We start from the raw sequence: 15,629 nt of genomic DNA on the forward strand, positions 1-15,629 counted from the left end.
TGGCGGATCCGAGGGACGGCATGAACGTTTCCCGCGCGCGTCGGTCAACCGACGCGGCGCGCGAAGGCCGCGAGGGCCTCCTCCTCGGCGAAGTGGAGCCTGCCCGGGACGACGAGCGTGTGGAGCGGCGCGCCGAGGTCCGTCCGGGCCAGGGCCTCGAGCGGTCCCGCGACGACCTCCGGCGCCTCGCTTCCCGCGCGCGCCACGGCGCACGCGAGCGTCGCGGGCGCGAGGGCGCCCTCGCCGCGCTCGCGCTCCATGCGGAGCAGGAGCGAAGCCCCTTCCGAGGCGCTCATGTAGCGCGTCTCGTGCGCGCGGATATCGAGAAGGACGAGCGTGTGGAGGCCGCGCGCGAGGTTCTCCTTGACCACATCGTACGGACTCGTCGGGAAGTAGTTGGGCTCCGGGAAGACGAGCGTCGTCGTGCGCCCGAACTTGTAGTTCTGGAGCCCGAGGAGCGCGCCCGCCGCCGCGACGATGCTCGCGCCGTGCACGACGCGCGTCTCGATGCCGCGCTCGCGGGCGCGCAGCCGCAGGTCCTGGTGCGTCGTCGCGGTGAGCGCGTCGCCGGCCGCGATGAGCACCGCGTGGCCCGCGGCAGCCGCGTCGAGGATGACGCCGCCGTCCTCGACGGCCTCGCGCGGGAGGACCTCGACCCTGCGCCCGTAGAGCGCTTCGAGGTCCTCCATCGTCGCGCCGCTGAGCCGCGCCGTGTACCACTCCGCGAAGACGCGGTTCGCGGCGCGGATGGCTTCGAGGCCCGCGACCGACACGTCCTTCGCGCCCCAGAGCCCGAGCCCGACGAGGGTCAGCACACGCCTTCATCGGGCCGCGGGCCAAAATCCTTGTGGAGGGACGCGCCTCGCCGCGCCGTGCCCGACGAGCGCGAGTCCGACGCCGTGCGCGTGCCCCGCCGCGAGGGCGAGGCGGTGCGCGCGCGCCTCCTCGAGGAGGGTCGCCTCCGGACGGATTTGCGCATCCGCGGCGAGGGCGACGACCTCCTCATTCCCGTCGAGAGCGCCGCCGGTCTCGCGTGGCCCGTCGTCCGCGCGCCGTTCGAGCCGCAGAAGCAGCCCCCGCCCCCGTACGCGGAGGTCGCGCGCGTGCCGGACGACGTCCGCGCGCGCCTGCCGTCGAGCTACGACGTCGTGGGCTCGATCGTCCTCGTGAAGATCCCCGAGGATCTCCTTTCGCACAGGCGCGCGATCGGCGAGGCGCTTGTCGCGTCGATCAAGCCCGCGAAGACGGCGCTCCTCGACCGCGGCGTCAAGGGCGCGTTCCGCGTGCGCGACGTCGAGGTGCTCGCGGGCGAGCCGACCACCGAGACCGAGGTCGTGGAGAACGGCCTGCGCCTCGCGGTGGACGTCGCGACGTGCTACTTCTCGCCGCGCCTCGCGACCGAGCGCAAGCGCGTCGCGGACCTCGTCCGCCCGGGGGAACGCGTCCTCGACCTCTTCGCGGGCGTCGGCCCCTTCGCGCTCGCGATCGCGAAGCACGCGCGCCCCGCGCGTGTGGACGCGGTCGACTTGAATCCGGACGCGGTGAAGTATCTGAAGCGCAACATCGCGCGCAACAAGCTCGCGGCGCCCGTGACCGCGGCATGCGACGACGCGCGCGCGTTCGCGCGCGCGCATCCGGGCGCGTACGACCGCATCGTGATGAACCTCCCGCACACGGCGCGCGCCTTCTTCGCGGACGCGCTCGTGACGCTCGCGGCGGAGGGCGGCGTCGTGCACTTGCACGCCATCATGGACCCGGCGCGGGTCGAGGCGCTCGTCGCGGAGCTTCAGGGGGAGACGCCCCGCAGCGTGGCGCTGTCCGCGACGCGTGAGGTGCGCACGTACAGCCCGCAGGAGCGGCATCTCGCGCTCGATCTCTCGGTCGGGCCGGGATGATGGGAACCTTTTAATGGCGGAACCATCTTTTCGGGCATCCCCCGGGGCATGCTCCGCGGTGCCGTTTGCCACCTTAGCTCAGTCGGTAGAGCAGCTGATTCGTAATCAGCAGGTCCAGGGTTCGAGTCCCTGAGGTGGCTTGGAAGGGGGTGGAGTTTGAGGAGGGGGAAGGCCGAAACCTTCCCCCTCCTCAACCGCCCCCGCTCAAAATTCCAAATTTTCCAGCAGAGTCTCTGGAGCCGTTCGCCCCTTAGCGAAGGCCAACCGAGCGCGCGGCCGTGGGCGGAGGCCCCCACGGCCGCCGCGCGAGCCCACGGAACGCCCGGGCGCGGGCACCATCCTCCTTGGCCGAATGAGAACGCCCCTCACCCCACCCTGACCCCGACGCGCGCCGCCGCGTCCGCGAGCCGCGCGTCCTCCGTGAGGAGCCGCGCCTTGCGTCGCTCGGCGAGTTCGAGGTACGCGGCGTCGTAGTACGAGAGGCCACACGCTTCCGCGAGTTCGCCGACGCGGCGCCGCACCGCGGGCGCGACGCCCTCGTCGAACGAGACGCCTTCGAGGAGCGCGTCCATGAGCGCCTGCCGCGCGGCGACGTCGGGGCCGAAGGCGCGCGCGGCCTTCCGGTGCACCACTTGCCCGACTTCCCAGACGAGGAGCGCGGGGGCGACGACGGCGCCGCGCTCGTGCGCCGCGGCGAGGGCGTCGAGCGCGGCCGCCTGGCGCGGGTCGTTGAGGTCGAGCGCCGCGAGAGCCGCGCTCGCGTCGAGGACGACGACGCGCGCGCTCAGTGGCTCTCACGCTCGTCGCGCACGAGGTCGGCCGCGCGGCGCGGAAGGCGCACGGCGAGCGCGGCGAGTTTGCGGCGCTTCGCGTCGGCGAGGAGGCGGCGCGCCTCCTTCTCGAACGCCTGCCGGCCCACTTCGTTCGGGTTGAGGCCCGCCGCCGCGAGGTGCGCGAGGACGTCGGCGGGGGCGCGGAACTGGACGACGCCGGAGGCGGCCATACAACCATTGTATACAACGCCCCCGTACAAAGCGCTTGCCCCGAGGGCCCCCCGCCCTCCACATCAACACCCTTATCATCCGCGCGCCCCCGTGTGAGTCGCGATGCCCGCGCGCCGCACGAAGATCCTCGCGACCCTGGGTCCCGCGAGCGACTCGCCCGAGATGCTCGCCCGCCTGGTCGACGCGGGCATGGACGCGGTGCGCGTGAACTTCAGCCACGGCGAGGCGAAGCACCACGCGGAGGTCGTGGCGCGCGTGCGCGCGGTCGCGCAGGCGAAGAAGAGGGCGATCCCCATCGTGCAGGACATCCAGGGCCCGAAGATCCGCGTCGGGAAGCTCCCGGGCGGCCCGATCAAGCTCGCCGCGGGCGACCGCGTCACGCTCACGGCCGCCGAGGAGGCGCCGGGGCCCGGCGTGATCCCGATCACCTACGAGTGGCTCGCGAAGGACGTGAAGCCGGGCGGCCAAATCCTCCTCGACGACGGCTACCTCGAGATGAAGGTCGAGGCGTGCGAAGGCGAGAAGGTGCACGCGACGGTCGTGACGGGCGGCCTCCTCAAGCCTTCGAAGGGCGTGAACTTCCCGGGCGCGCGCCTTTCGATCAAGTTCCCCACGGAGAAGGACAAGGTCGACCTGCGCGTCGGCCAGGACCTCGGCGTCGACTGGGTCGCGGCGTCGTTCGTGCGGAGCGCCGCGGACGTCGCGCGCGTGCGGGCGGACCTCGACGACGCGCACGGCACGCGCGTCATCGCGAAGATCGAGCTCCACGAGGCCGTCGAGAACCTCGACGAGATCGTCCGCTCGGCCGACGCGGTCATGATCGCGCGCGGCGACCTCGGCGTCGAGTTTCCGCCCGAGGAGGTGCCGGGAATCCAGCGCCGCATCCTGCAGATGGGCGACACGCTCGGGGTTCCCGTCATCACCGCGACGCAGATGCTCGAAAGCATGATCGAGCAGCCGCGGCCCACGCGGGCCGAGGTGACGGACGTCTACAACGCGATCCTTGGCGGGTCGGGCGCCGTCATGCTTTCCGGCGAGACGGCCGTGGGCAAGCACCCGGTCGAGGCCGTGTCGGTCATGGCGCGTGTCGCGCGGCGCGCGGAGGAGACTTTCTTCTCGGAGCCCGAGCTGCACGCGCGCTGGCGCGCCGTCGCGCGGCCCACCGCGGAGGACGCCGTCGCGCACGCGACGGTCCGGGCCGCGGAGGACGCGGGCGCGAAAGCGATCGTGGTCCTGACGGAGAGCGGGCGCACCGCGATCCTCGTCGCGAAATACCGACCGAAGACGCGCGTCCTCGCCGCGACGCCGTCGTCGATCACGGAGCGGCAGCTCGCGCTCGTCTGGGGCGTCGAGACGCTCCATCTCCCGCACGCCGAGACGCAGGAGAAGCTCTTCCGGTCCGCCGACGACGCGCTCCTCGCCGCGGGGCTCGCGAAGGGCGATACGATCGTGGTCACGTCGGGACGCCTCGGAGCCTCGGGCTCGACGTCGAGCCTGCGGGTCGCGAAGGTGGGCAAGCTCGCGCAGGCCGCGGGCGCTTGATCGACCGCGGACCGGCATCTATTATTGACCCCCCGGCGGTCGCTCGTCGGGGAGATCCTTGAGAGGCATCGTTCCAGTCGTCCTGCTGTTCCTCGCGATCGTCGTCACGCCGCCGGCTTCGGCCGAGGCCGTGGCGGTCAATCCGTACGTCGCGGCGGGCCTCGCCTCGCCGTGGCCCCCGGAGCAGCTGCGGGTCGCGCTTGCGGGAGAGGACGGACGTCTCGTCGTGCAGTGGGCGCTGAATCAGCGCCTCTACCTCGAATCGCAGGACCCGCCGTCCGTCCTGTGGCGCACGCCGAACGCGACGTGGCGCAACACCACCGCGTTCTACGCCGGCCACTACTACCATCAGACCGGCCCCGTTGCTTCGACGAACGTGTACGCGGCCACCCTTCCGCCCATTCCCCCGGGGACGCTCGTAGGCTACAAGGTGGGCTCGAAGTGGGGCGGCTATTCGGCGGAGCGGCAGGCCTACGTGCCGCCCGCGAACGGAGAACCGTTCCGTTTCGTGGCGTACGCGGACATCGGCTACAACAGCACGAACGTGAATCAGAACCACACGCTCGTCAGGCCCCTTGTTCTTGCGGCCGATCCCGACCTCGTCATCCTCGCGGGCGATCTCGCGTATTCCAATGCGGCCGCGACCGTGAACGAGTGGATGCGTTTCATGGAGCCCGTGCAGTCGCGCTATCCGACGATGCCCGCGCTCGGCAACCACGAGTATCATCCTTCGATGAGCGGTTACCTCACGTGGCTCAACGCCTACGTGCTGCCGGGCGACGAGCAGTCCTACAGCTACAAGGCCGGGCCGGTGACGTTCATCGCGCTCAACTCGGACATGATCTGCAACCGGCCCCAGCGGACGAGCTACGGAAGCCCGACGGATCCTGATCCCTGCGTGACCTCCGGTCACTCGCTGAACGCGACGCAGCTCGCATGGCTGGAGTCGGCGCTCGCCGCGGCCGCCGCCGACGAGACGCCCTGGACGGTCGTGTACCACCACCACCCCGCGTACAGCCACGGCGCGCACAAGAGCGACTGGGCCGTGCGCAAGTTCTGGGAGCCGCTTTACGCCCGTTACGGCGTCGACGTCGTGTTCACCGCGCACGACCACCACTACGCGCGGACGTATCCCGTGATCGGCGGCGTCCCGCAGGTGAACGACACGAACGTCTACGCGAAGGGCGTCGCTCCGATCTACGTCGTCACGGGCGGCGGGGGCCGTCCGCTCTACAACTTCGCGCCGCCGCCGTTCCCGGCCTGGCATGCCTGCGGCGCGAAGGCAAACGTCATCACGGTCGTGGACATCGACGCCTCGGGCCTGCACTTCAGGGCCATCCGCCCCGGCGCGGGGACGGAAGCCGAGCGGACCCTCGACGCCTTCGACATCCTCGTCGAGGGCGGGGCCGGCCGCGGCGGACCGCCGGGGACGCAAAACCCGGCGTCCCTCTGCCCCGCGCAGGAGGCCATGACGACGCAGTCCGCGGCCTGGGTCGCGGTCGCGGGGCCCGGCCTCGCGGGCCTGGCCGGGATGGCCGTCGTCGCCGCCCTCTGGGCCGCCCGGCGGGGACCGCGCGGGTGAATGGACCCCGCGACGACGGGGCGTCGTCACGGGCACGTTCTTGACGGGGAGCGGCCATCGAACCGCGTGGCGGCCGTTCGAGCCCTCCCCGTTCTCCTTCTCGTCCTGCCCGCCCTCGCGGGCTGCCTCGGCGCGACGTCGGAGGGGCCGGTCGACGTGCCGCCCTTCCGCGCGGGGGACGCGGCGACCTACGTCGTCACGGGGACGTACCTCGAGGCCGCGCGTCTCTGGAACGCCGTGCCGCTTCCGACGGGATCCGCGACGCTCGCGTTCGAGACGCGCGCCGCCGAGCCCATCCTGGATGGCGCCTTGGCGCGCCGAGCGGTGATGGAGGTCGAGACGCGCCTCGGCACGGCGAAGCCGCATCTGCGGTGGGTGGACTCGGACGGCGTCGTCGCGTCCTTCCTGCCGCTCTCCGAAGAGGGCCACAACGCGCTTTCGTTCGAGGAGCGCGGGTTCCCGTGGGCGTTCGGCGCGAGCGTTCTCGCGGGACGCGCGCTTGCGCCCGGCGACCGCTTCCCATTCACGCTCCAGAACCTCGGCGGCCAGGCCGCGCCGCTCGCGCTCGCCTGGCGCGTCGAGCGCGTCGAGGCGGGCCGCGCGACGGTCGCGCTCGACCACGACCGCCACGGCTTCTCGGCGACCCTCGTCCTCGACGCGGCGAGCGCCTTCCCGCTCGAAGCGCGATGGAACGTCACTGCGGAGAGCGATCTCGGGCGATTCCTGCGCCTTTCGCCCGGCGACCACGCGATGACCGCCGCGCGGACCTCGGCCTCGACGGGGTCCGGGCCGGCGCCCCCGACGGCCCCCGCGGCGGCCGCGCGCGCCGACGCCATCGTCTTCGCGCCCCACCACCGCGTCCATCCGCCGGACGGCGCTCCGCCGGCGGTCGCGTTCGCGCTCGCCGACGCGGTGGCCGCGGCGAGATCGCACGACGGCGCGCGCGCCTGGCTCGCCTCGCGGCCCGACGCCATCGTCGCCCGCGCGACGTATCACGCTCCCGCGCGCCCGGAGGGCGCGCCCACGGCGATTCCCGGCATGGCGACGCACGCCTGGCTCGTGCAATTCGTGGGCCGCGACGAAGCGTTCTTCGAGGCGATGGTCGAGCGCGTCGTCGCGAACGCGACGGGCGCCGCGGTCGCGACGCGCGTCACGAAGGCGGGCCCCGTCGAGCCGCCGCGCGGCGGTCAGGGGTGGATCGACCCCGCGTCGTGGCCCGCGGAGATGACAACGATCGCCTCGGCGGTCGCGGTCGTGCGCGAGGGTTTCGCGCCCGCGGGCGTCGAGATCTTCGTGCGATCCTTCGCGCGGCCCGGCCAGACGGGCTACTTCTATCTCATCGACGGCGGCTTCGAAAAGCCGCTCGGGCGCTACACGGTCACGGTGGACGCGCGGACGGGCTACGTGATGAGCGCGGTCGGGCCCGTCCGGCCCCTCGCCGGTTGACCCTGCAAACGTTTTTGAGGGAGCCTCCCTTAGGCTGCCCCAGGTGCCTTCCGTGAACCCCTTCGCCCTCGCGTTCCTCTCGGGGAACGAGTGGCTCGCCGTCCTCGTGATCGTCGTGCTCCTCTTCGGCGGCGCGAAGATCCCGGAGCTCGCCCGCTCCCTCGGCCGCGCGAAGGCCGAGTACGCGAAGGCGTCGAAGGAGGGCGCGGAGCCGACCGCCAGGCCTACGTCGGTCGAGGACGAGAAGATCCTCAAGGCCGCCCGCGACCTCGGCATCCCGACCGAGGGACGCACCCTTGCGGAGATCCGCGACGACCTCCGCAAGCGCCTCGCCTGAAGCCGACAGGGCAGGTTCTGGTTTTTCATACCTCGCGTGCCTCAGGAGCCGTTCCGATGCAGCGCCTTCTTGCGACCCTCGTCCTCGCCGCGGCCATCCTCCTCGCCGGCTGCGTCGGAGGCGCGGATCTTCCCGGCGCTTCGCGCGAAGATGCGGAGGGCGCGTGCGACGTCACGTATCCCGACGGGTCGCCTTTCGACTGCGCGACCACCCAGGCCGTCCAACCCGAGTCCGCATCCCGGCCGTCCTTCGATTCGGGGTGGACGTGCAAGCTGCGGTGGGAGGAGGACGGCGATCCGAGGGCCGTGTTCGAAATCTACCTGCACGACGACGGCCGCGCCGGCCTCTACTGGGAAGCGCGGCCCTGGAAGAACCCGGGCGCGGCCTTCGTCATCGCGAACGTCCTCGAGCCCGACGGCAAAGGGCAGACGCTCATCGCGAACTGGACCGCGAAGGGCTTCGCGCCCTTCCCCGAGAAGCCGCCCGCCAAGGGCGAGCTGCACCTCATGACGCGCAACCTCTTCGCCGACGTGCGCGACGCGGACGGAAACTGGGCCCCGGCCGCCTCGAACGTGATCGCGGGACGGTATGGCGGCCACGAGTGGTTCGTCGTGGGCGTGGAGGCCGGGGGCGCCACCCGGTACCTCGACCCGATGATCGCCAAGCCCAAGGAAGGGTTCGTGAAGGTCTTCGCCCCGGACGACCGGCTGATCGAAGGCGAAGGCTGGGGGGCTTACGTCACCGTCGAGACCTGGGGCGTCAAGAGGCCGGAGTACGCGTTCGACCCATCCCCGACGGGCGGGCGATGCTCGCTCTCCCAGCTTCCCGGGTTCACGCCTCTCGGCTCCGAAGGGCCGGAGGCCGCGTCCGGGAGGCCATTCACGGTCCCATGAGCGGCGCCACCGAGGACCACGGACAAAGTTTTTGAAGACCATCGCTTCTGCCCGACGGATACGATGCTCGCCAAGGCCATCGTCACTGCCCTGCTCCCGGCCCTCGCCCTCCTCGTCGCCGGATGTGTCACGCCGAACGCGGCCCAGGTGGGCGGACCCGACGGTGGTTCGGATACGGGCCCGGCGGGCGCCTGCGATGTCCTTTACCCGGACAACACGACCTTCGACTGCGCGACGAGTCGCGTCACGCCCGCTTCCCTCGACGGTCGCCCGGCGCTCGGGTCGGGCTGGACGTGCATCAGCCGGTGGACCGAGAGCGACGACGACCTCGGCGCGATCGAGGTCTACGTGCACAGCGACGGTCGCGCAGGTCTCTATTGGGAATCGGTCCCGTTCAAGAACCCCGGAGAGGCGTTTGTCGTGGCCAACATCTTCGAATCGGAGACCAAGGGCCAGGCCCTCGTCGTCAACTGGAGCGCGAAGGGCTTCGCCGTGTTCCCGCAGAAGCCGCCGGCGACCGCCGAGCTCCACACGACGGTCCGCAACCTGCAGCTCGACGTCCTCGGCCCCGACGGCACGTGGAGGCCCGAGCCCAACGCGACCGTCGTCGCGGGCGACTACCTGGGCCACGACTGGCTCGTCTGGAGCTTCGACGTCGAGGGGGAGACCCACTACGCGGACTCCATGGTTTCCAAGACCAAGGAGGGGTCGCTGCGCAAGTACACCCCGGCCAAGAAGCACATCGAAGGCGACGGGTGGGCCGCCTTCTCGACCGTCGAGACGTGGGGCGTCAAGCACATGAAGTTCACGTTCGCCGCGAACTCCGGCACCGCCGTGTGTCCGACCGGCCTCCTTCCGGACGTGATCTCGTGAGGCTCCCCTACGTTCTCGCCTTCCTCGTCCTCGCCGCTCCCCTCGCAAGCGCGCAGGCCTCGCCCGAGCTTTCGAAGCCCGAGCAGATCCACGTCACGCTCGGCGCCGAGCCCGGCACGTTCGTCGTTCACTGGGCCGTCGTCGGCACGGCGTACCCGTCGACCGCGAGCCCCGTGATCGAGTGGACGCCCGAGGGCGGCGCGAAGACGGTGACGCCCGCGAAGCATTTCGGCGAGATCAAGGCCGCGGGATCGAGCCCCGTCGACCAGGCGATGCCCCTCTCCTCCCACGTGTACGGCGAGACGATCGGCCCGATCGCGCCCGGCGTCAAGGTATCCTACCGCGTGGGCACGACCCAGTTCGGTTTCTCGCCCCAGAAGGAGATCCGCATGGTGCCCGGCCCCGGCGAGCCCATCAAGTTCGTCACCTACGGCGACATCGGCGTCGACGCGACGGGCCCCGACGGCGGCAAGGATCCGACCGAGACGGAGCACCCGGCGTTCGACATCCGCGAGCTCGCGATCAAGGAGCAGCCCGACCTCGTCGTCATCCCCGGCGACCTCGCCTACTCGAATAGCCGCGCCGGCTGGGACGCGTTCATGCGCTTCATGGAGCCGGTGCAGGCGAGCATCCCGACGATGCCCGTCGCGGGCAACCACGAGTACGACAAGAACGTCGGCTGGCACCAGTTCCTCACGCAGTACGTCCTGCCGGGCGACGAGCACCACTACACGTTCAAGGCCGGCGACGTGACGTTCATCGGCGTCAACTCGAACTTCGTCTGCGAAGGCGGAACGTCCCGCACGACGACCGGGTCGCCCCCGCGCCCCTGCGGCGACGACCTCGACGTCAAGCCGAACGCGACGCTGCTCCTGTGGCTCGACGAGGCCCTTGCGGCCGCGGCGAAGGACGACACGAAGTGGACCGTCGTCTATCACCACCACCCGGCCTTCAGCCACGGGCGCCACTCGAGCGACTACGCGATCCAGTCCCTCTGGGCGCCGCTCTACGAGAAGCACAAGGTCGATCTCGTGATCACGGCCCACGACCACCTGTACGGTCGCACGTACCCTGTCACGAAGCTGAAACCCGCGATGCTCGGGGACGAGTATCCGAAGGGGCTCGCGCCGGTGTACGTCGTCGCCGGCGGGGGCGGCCGCAAGCTCTACGACTACCCGGGCCCCGACGGCGCGCCGGGCTGGCACGCGAAGGGCGCGCAGGTGCACCACCTCTCGGTGATCGAGGTCTCGGCGGAGAAGCTCACGCTCCGAACGCTCGACAGGACGGGCGCGGAGATCGACGCCTTCACGATCAAGGCCACGGAGGTCTCGCTCCCGAAGGCGACCCCGGGCGTCGAGATCCTGGCGCTTGCGGCCGTCGCGCTCGCGGCGGCCCTCGGTCTGCGCCGGCGTTGAACGGTCGGTCGGAATCGCCCACCCTGCGTGGGGAAGGTTCTTGATCGAAATCCGCCATCCCCGGAGCCATGTCCAGGCCCGAGCCTCGCGACGTCGTGATCATCGGGAGCGGTCCGGCCGGCCTCACGGCCGCCATCTACACCGCCCGCGCGAACCTGAAGCCCCTGTGCATCGCGGGCTACGAGGCGGGCGGGCAGCTCATGATCACGTCGGACGTCGAGAACTACCCCGGCTTCGCCGAAGCGATCACGGGTCCGGAGCTCATGGAGCGCTTCCGCAAGCAGGCCGAGCGCTTCGGCACGGAGTTCATCGACAAGGACGTCACGAAGGTCGACTTCTCGAAACCGATCAAGAAGCTCTGGGTCGAGGACGAGGTCATCGAGGCGCGCGCCGTCATCATCGCGACGGGCGCGAGCGCGAAGTGGCTCGGCCTCGAGAACGAGCAGCGCCTGCGGGGTCGGGGCGTGAGCGCGTGCGCGACGTGCGACGGCTTCTTCTTCAAGGAGAAGATCGTCGGCGTCGTCGGGGGCGGCGACACCGCGATGGAGGAGGCGCTCTTCCTCACGAAGTTCGCGACCAAGGTCTTCGTGATCCACCGCCGCGACGAGTTCCGCGCCTCGAAGATCATGCAGGACCGCGTCCTCTCCCATCCGAAGATCGAGGTCGTGTGGAACACCGAGGTCCTTGACGTCCTCGGCGACCAGAGCGTGTCGGGCCTCAAGCTCGAGAACACGAAGGAGAAGCGCGTATACGAGCTTCCCGTCGGCGGATTCTTCCTCGCGATCGGGCACAAGCCCAACACGGACGTCTTCAAGGGCGTCCTCGAGCTCGAGCCCACGGGCTACATCAAGGTCAATCCCGCGAACGAGACCGTCACCAGGATCCCCGGCGTCTTCGTCGCGGGCGACGTCTTCGACCACCGCTACCGGCAGGCCGTCACGGCCGCGGGGTCCGGCTGCAAAGCCGCGATCGAGGCCGAGAAATGGCTCGAGACGACGACCTCGCACGAGATTTCGACCGAGAAGAATTGGTGAATCACTCCGGCGCGGCCGCCTGGGACGGCAAGGGCGCGTCCCGCGCTAGCGCATGCGCAAGCGCCGCCCCGAAGAGCGCGCCCGCGACGTCGTCATAGAGATCCATCATGGTGTTCGAGTAGAACCCCTGATCGATCGTCGCGAAGAAGGTCCACGCCGCGAACTCGAAAAGCTCCACGCCGACGCCCACCGCGAGGGCCGTCGTGAACGCGAAGAGCGCGAGGAATCCGCGCGGCACCACCCACGCGCGCTTCGCCGCGACCGCGCGGGCGAGCGCGAACGCGAGCGCCGCGACGCCGGCCGCGCCCGCGAAGTGCGTCACGCGGTCCCACCACGGGAAGACGGCGTAGAGCCCGTTCACGCCCGCGATGCCGAAATGTCCGCCGAGCGACCCGCCGACGTAGTGCAGGACGCCCGTCGCGAAGCACACCGCGGCGGCCGCGCGCGGAAGCGGCACGTCGAGGCCTCGCACGAGGAGTGCGAGAAGGAGCGCGAGCGCGGCGCCCACGAGGTTGTACGCCGTCCAGAGCGGCTTGCCCTCGAACCATGCCGCGATCGCGACGGCCGCGAAGAACGCGGCGGCGACGAGGAGCGGGGCGAGGTCGTACGCGCGTCGATGCGCCACGGCTTCGCATCGCTGCGGCTGCCGTTGAAGGTTGCGCCGCCTTCATGACCCCGCGATAGCGTCCGTGGGTCATGCGCCTCCTTTCGACGTGGACGCTCGCGGTCGTCGCGTTCGGCGCCTTCGCCGTGCCGCTCGCCCTCGCGCCCGACTTCGCGCTCGAGGAGGACGCCGTCGTCGCGCAGCAGGCGGGCGCGGGCGGCGGTTCGGGCGGGTCGACCTCGACCGGCGGCACCACGTCGACGGGCGGCTCGTCCGGCGGGTCCACGTCGACGTCCGCGGGCGGGTCCTCGGGCGGTTCGACCTCGACCTCGGCCGGCGGCGCCTCGGGCGGCTCGAAGGGCGCGGGCGCATCCGGCGGCGGAGCCTCGGGCGGCGCCTCGACCGGAGGCCGCTCGGGCGGCGGCGCCTCGGGCGGCATGGCCTGGTCCGGCGACTGGGGCTTCGACATGGCCTTCGCGGGCCTCTTCTGGGGCTTCGCCGTCTTCCTCGCCGCGCTCTTTGCGATGATGATCGCCCTCGGCGCGCAGTGGGCCGCCTTCTGGGCCGCGCTCGCCGCGGGCCTCGTCTACTCCCTCTGGGTCGTCGCGCTCTACGTGCTCCTGTCGATGATCCTCATGACGCTCTTCGGCGTGGCCGGAGGCGTGATGCTCGGCCTCGGGCTTCTTGCCGCATACCAGGCCTATCGGTGACCTCCGGACAAGCGCCAAGCCCCGAACGCGCCTCAGGGGGACATGCGCCGGGCGCGCGTGGGCGACCTCTTCCTCGTCGTCCTCGTCGTCCTGGCGCCCGGGCTCAGCCTCCCTCCCGCGGGGGCCTCGCCGGGGACCCTCGCGGTGGAAGCGCCGCGCTGGGTCCCCGGCGACGGAACCCCGTTCGGCGTCTTCGTGACCGCGCCCGAAGGGGCCGAGGTCCGCGTCTGGATCGGGTCCGCCGCGTCGCCCGCCTCGCGGGTCTGGGACGGCGCCGCGTGGGTGGCGGGCGCGCGCTACGCCGCGCGCGCGACCGGCGACGTCGATCTCGTCCCCTTGGCGCTCGATCCGAAGAAGATCCCGGCGGGCGCCTCGACGCTCCCGGGAGGCGCGCGCGTCCGCGTGGGCGACCGCATCGTGGCCGAGACCGCCTTCGGCGTCGCGCTCGCGCCCGCCGACGCCGCACGGCTCGCGCCCGTCGAAGCCCCGAACGGGGCAGCCGTCCGCGACGCCGCGGGGGCGCTCCTCGCGCTCGCGCCGCGGCCCGTCCCTGACCCGCGCGACCCGGCCCGCGTCGCGACGCCCGTCCTGCTCCTCGCGGCCGAGACCGCGACGCTTCCCGCGCGCGACCCCGCGACGGGCGCGGCGCTCGACCTCGGCCTCGCGTCGGGCGGGCTCCCGAAACCCGAGACGCGCGTCGTCGCGGGCCGCGCGACGCTCTTCGCCACGCCGCGCGAGGGGACGCCCGTGCTGCGCGCCGTCCTCGCCGAGGCGCGCGCGTCGCTCGACGTCGCCGTCTACACGCTCTCGTCGCCGACGCTCGCCGTCGACCTCGCCGACGCGGCGCGACGCGGCGTGCGGACGCGGCTCCTCGTCGAAGGCGCGCCCGCGGGCGGGTTTCCCGGCGACTCGTCGGGGCTCCTCGCGGCGCTCGCGCGAGCGGGCGTGGCCGTGCGCCTCGTCGAGGGCGCGGGCGCGATGCACGCGAAATACGTCGTCGCGGACGAACGGGCGACGCTCGTCGCGAGCGAGAACTGGGGCAGCTCGGCGTATCCGCCGTCTCCGCGATCGGAACGCGGCAACCGCGGGTGGGGCGTCGTCGTCGAGGACGCCGGCCTCGCGGCGGATCTCGCGCGCGTCTTCGCGCTCGACTTCGCGCGCGCCGCTCCGCTCGAGCCCGGGGAGCCATCGCGCCTCGCCGCGCCGCCCGAAACCCACGAAGCATGGGATGCGGCGGCAACGAGCGCGGGGCCGCGCCGAGCGCGCCTCCTCGTCGCGCCGGACGCGAGCCTCGCCCCCGACGGCCTCCTCGGCGTCCTCGCCTCGGCCGAGCGGTCGCTCGACGTCCAGCTCCTGCGCGCGGAGACGCGATGGAGCGACGGGCCGAATCCCTACGTCGAGTCGCTCGTCGCCGCGGCGCGGCGCGGGGTTTCCGTCCGGGTGATGCTCGACGCGGGATTCATGGATCCCGACAACGCGGCGACGGCGGCGCGCCTGAACGCCATCGCCGCGCGCGAGCGCCTCCCGCTCGAAGCGCGGATGGCGAATCCGGCCGGGATCGCGACGATCCACAACAAGGGCGTCGTCGCGGACGGTCGGGTCGTGGTCGTCGGAAGCCTCAATTGGGGCCGCGCATCGGCCCTTGCGAACCGCGAGGTGAACCTGGTGCTCGAGGACGCGACGCTCGCGGCGCACGCGCTCGGCCGTTTCGAGGAGGATTGGCGGGCGACGTCTCCGGCCATCGAGGCGCCGAGGCCGATGCCCGGTGCCGGGGCGCTGCTCGTCGCGCTAGCGCTGGGTCTGGGGCTTGCCGTGCCACCAGAGCGCCATCGCCGCGACCGCGAACACGAGCGCCGAGACGAAGGCGACGGATCCCACGTTCGCGAGGATGCCGCCCGCGGCTTCGCGGATCGCGGGCTCGAACGATCGCCGGCCGATGTAGGCGATGAGGAACACCCACCACGCGCCGACGGCCGCGAGCGCCAGGCGCCACGCCCACCACCGGGGCGCGCGCTGCGGGTCGACGCTCCAGCGCTCGGTGAGAATGAGGATGGCGCCGAGACCGCCCGCGACGGCCGAGAGCGCGACCGCCGAGGCCGCCGCGGCCGCGGGATCGATGCCCGCCGAGGGTAGCCACTTCTCGGCCGACGCGCGGCCGAAGGTGAACGCGGAGGCCGCAAGCGCCGCCGACGCGGCGACGAGGACCCAACCGGCGTCCCGCAGCACGCGTGCGCGCTCCATGGGCCTCCATGGGGCGCTGGGAAACCATAAATTCGGTGCCTGGCGGCGGTCTC

The 15,629-nt window shown here is 72.0% G+C and carries 15 protein-coding genes and 1 tRNA gene; 12 read left to right on the top strand and 4 right to left on the bottom strand.

Going from position 1 to position 15,629, the window contains the following annotated elements; translation table 11 throughout:
- Positions 1-44: 44 nt before the first annotated feature.
- Positions 45-815: a diphthine synthase gene (gene dph5, locus VM889_12365; GenBank protein ID HVL49346.1), complete on the bottom strand. Its 771-nt coding sequence runs from the start codon at positions 813-815 to the stop codon at positions 45-47.
- 57 nt (positions 816-872) lie between these two features.
- Between dph5 and VM889_12370 the strand changes: the two genes are divergently transcribed.
- Both VM889_12370 and VM889_12375 read left to right on the top strand, forming a co-directional pair.
- Complete coding sequence (locus VM889_12370; protein ID HVL49347.1) at positions 873-1,895, top strand: class I SAM-dependent methyltransferase family protein; 1,023 nt, start codon at positions 873-875, stop codon at positions 1,893-1,895.
- A 67-nt stretch (positions 1,896-1,962) separates the two neighbouring features.
- Positions 1,963-2,035 (top strand) — tRNA-Thr (locus VM889_12375).
- Between the two features lie 225 nt (positions 2,036-2,260).
- Here the strand turns inward: VM889_12375 and VM889_12380 are convergent.
- Both VM889_12380 and VM889_12385 read right to left on the bottom strand, forming a co-directional pair.
- A complete protein-coding gene (locus tag VM889_12380; GenBank protein HVL49348.1) occupies positions 2,261-2,683 on the bottom strand; it encodes a type II toxin-antitoxin system VapC family toxin in 423 nt (140 codons plus the stop codon).
- Positions 2,680-2,898: a hypothetical protein gene (locus tag VM889_12385; protein HVL49349.1), complete on the bottom strand. Its 219-nt coding sequence runs from the start codon at positions 2,896-2,898 to the stop codon at positions 2,680-2,682. Before VM889_12385 ends, VM889_12380 begins: the two co-directional genes overlap by 4 nt.
- Before the next feature lie 103 nt (positions 2,899-3,001).
- Between VM889_12385 and pyk the strand changes: the two genes are divergently transcribed.
- From pyk to trxB, 8 genes are all read left to right on the top strand, one after another.
- Positions 3,002-4,441, top strand: a complete 1,440-nt coding sequence (gene pyk, locus VM889_12390; protein HVL49350.1) for a pyruvate kinase — start codon at positions 3,002-3,004, stop codon at positions 4,439-4,441.
- Between the two features lie 58 nt (positions 4,442-4,499).
- Entirely contained in the window at positions 4,500-6,023 is a 1,524-nt protein-coding gene (locus tag VM889_12395) for a metallophosphoesterase (protein HVL49351.1), read from the top strand.
- Between the two features lie 66 nt (positions 6,024-6,089).
- The gene (locus VM889_12400) at positions 6,090-7,469 is read left to right on the top strand and encodes a hypothetical protein (GenBank protein ID HVL49352.1); all 1,380 of its coding nucleotides are present in this window, start codon (positions 6,090-6,092) and stop codon (positions 7,467-7,469) included.
- A 43-nt stretch (positions 7,470-7,512) separates the two neighbouring features.
- Positions 7,513-7,806, top strand: coding sequence for a twin-arginine translocase TatA/TatE family subunit (locus tag VM889_12405; protein ID HVL49353.1), 294 nt, complete (start codon positions 7,513-7,515; stop codon positions 7,804-7,806).
- A 56-nt stretch (positions 7,807-7,862) separates the two neighbouring features.
- Positions 7,863-8,699 carry a hypothetical protein gene (locus VM889_12410; protein ID HVL49354.1) on the top strand — a complete coding sequence of 279 codons (837 nt, stop codon included), beginning with the start codon at positions 7,863-7,865 and terminating at the stop codon, positions 8,697-8,699.
- A gap of 63 nt (positions 8,700-8,762) precedes the next feature.
- Entirely contained in the window at positions 8,763-9,572 is an 810-nt protein-coding gene (locus tag VM889_12415) for a hypothetical protein (GenBank protein ID HVL49355.1), read from the top strand.
- Positions 9,569-10,987: a metallophosphoesterase family protein gene (locus tag VM889_12420; protein HVL49356.1), complete on the top strand. Its 1,419-nt coding sequence runs from the start codon at positions 9,569-9,571 to the stop codon at positions 10,985-10,987. Before VM889_12415 ends, VM889_12420 begins: the two co-directional genes overlap by 4 nt.
- Positions 10,988-11,055: 68 nt before the next feature.
- A complete protein-coding gene (gene trxB, locus VM889_12425) occupies positions 11,056-12,021 on the top strand; it encodes a thioredoxin-disulfide reductase (protein HVL49357.1) in 966 nt (321 codons plus the stop codon).
- A gap of 1 nt (position 12,022) precedes the next feature.
- Here trxB and VM889_12430 read toward each other — a convergent pair whose 3' ends face one another.
- Positions 12,023-12,646, bottom strand: coding sequence for a hypothetical protein (locus tag VM889_12430; GenBank protein HVL49358.1), 624 nt, complete (start codon positions 12,644-12,646; stop codon positions 12,023-12,025).
- Positions 12,647-12,717: 71 nt separating this feature from the next.
- Between VM889_12430 and VM889_12435 the strand changes: the two genes are divergently transcribed.
- Together VM889_12435 and VM889_12440 are read left to right on the top strand one after the other, a co-directional pair.
- Entirely contained in the window at positions 12,718-13,335 is a 618-nt protein-coding gene (locus VM889_12435) for a hypothetical protein (protein HVL49359.1), read from the top strand.
- Between the two features lie 42 nt (positions 13,336-13,377).
- Complete coding sequence (locus tag VM889_12440) at positions 13,378-15,468, top strand: phospholipase D-like domain-containing protein (GenBank protein HVL49360.1); 2,091 nt, start codon at positions 13,378-13,380, stop codon at positions 15,466-15,468.
- Positions 15,469-15,629: the final 161 nt, after the last annotated feature.

It is taken from the genome of Candidatus Thermoplasmatota archaeon, from assembly GCA_035540375.1.
Lineage (GTDB): Archaea > Thermoplasmatota > SW-10-69-26 > JACQPN01 > JAJPHT01 > DATLGO01.

Bases quoted from the DNA above. Each gene is read 5' to 3' on its own strand.
- pyk (HVL49350.1), top strand. From the start codon at position 3,002: ATGCCCGCGCGCCGCACGAAGATCCTCGCGACCCTGGGTCCCGCGAGC.
- VM889_12415 (HVL49355.1), top strand. From the start codon at position 8,763: ATGCTCGCCAAGGCCATCGTCACTGCCCTGCTCCCGGCCCTCGCCCTC.
- VM889_12410 (HVL49354.1), top strand. From the start codon at position 7,863: ATGCAGCGCCTTCTTGCGACCCTCGTCCTCGCCGCGGCCATCCTCCTC.
- VM889_12385 (HVL49349.1), bottom strand. From the start codon at position 2,898: ATGGCCGCCTCCGGCGTCGTCCAGTTCCGCGCCCCCGCCGACGTCCTC.
- VM889_12440 (HVL49360.1), top strand. From the start codon at position 13,378: ATGCGCCGGGCGCGCGTGGGCGACCTCTTCCTCGTCGTCCTCGTCGTC.
- trxB (HVL49357.1), top strand. From the start codon at position 11,056: ATGTCCAGGCCCGAGCCTCGCGACGTCGTGATCATCGGGAGCGGTCCG.
- VM889_12435 (HVL49359.1), top strand. From the start codon at position 12,718: ATGCGCCTCCTTTCGACGTGGACGCTCGCGGTCGTCGCGTTCGGCGCC.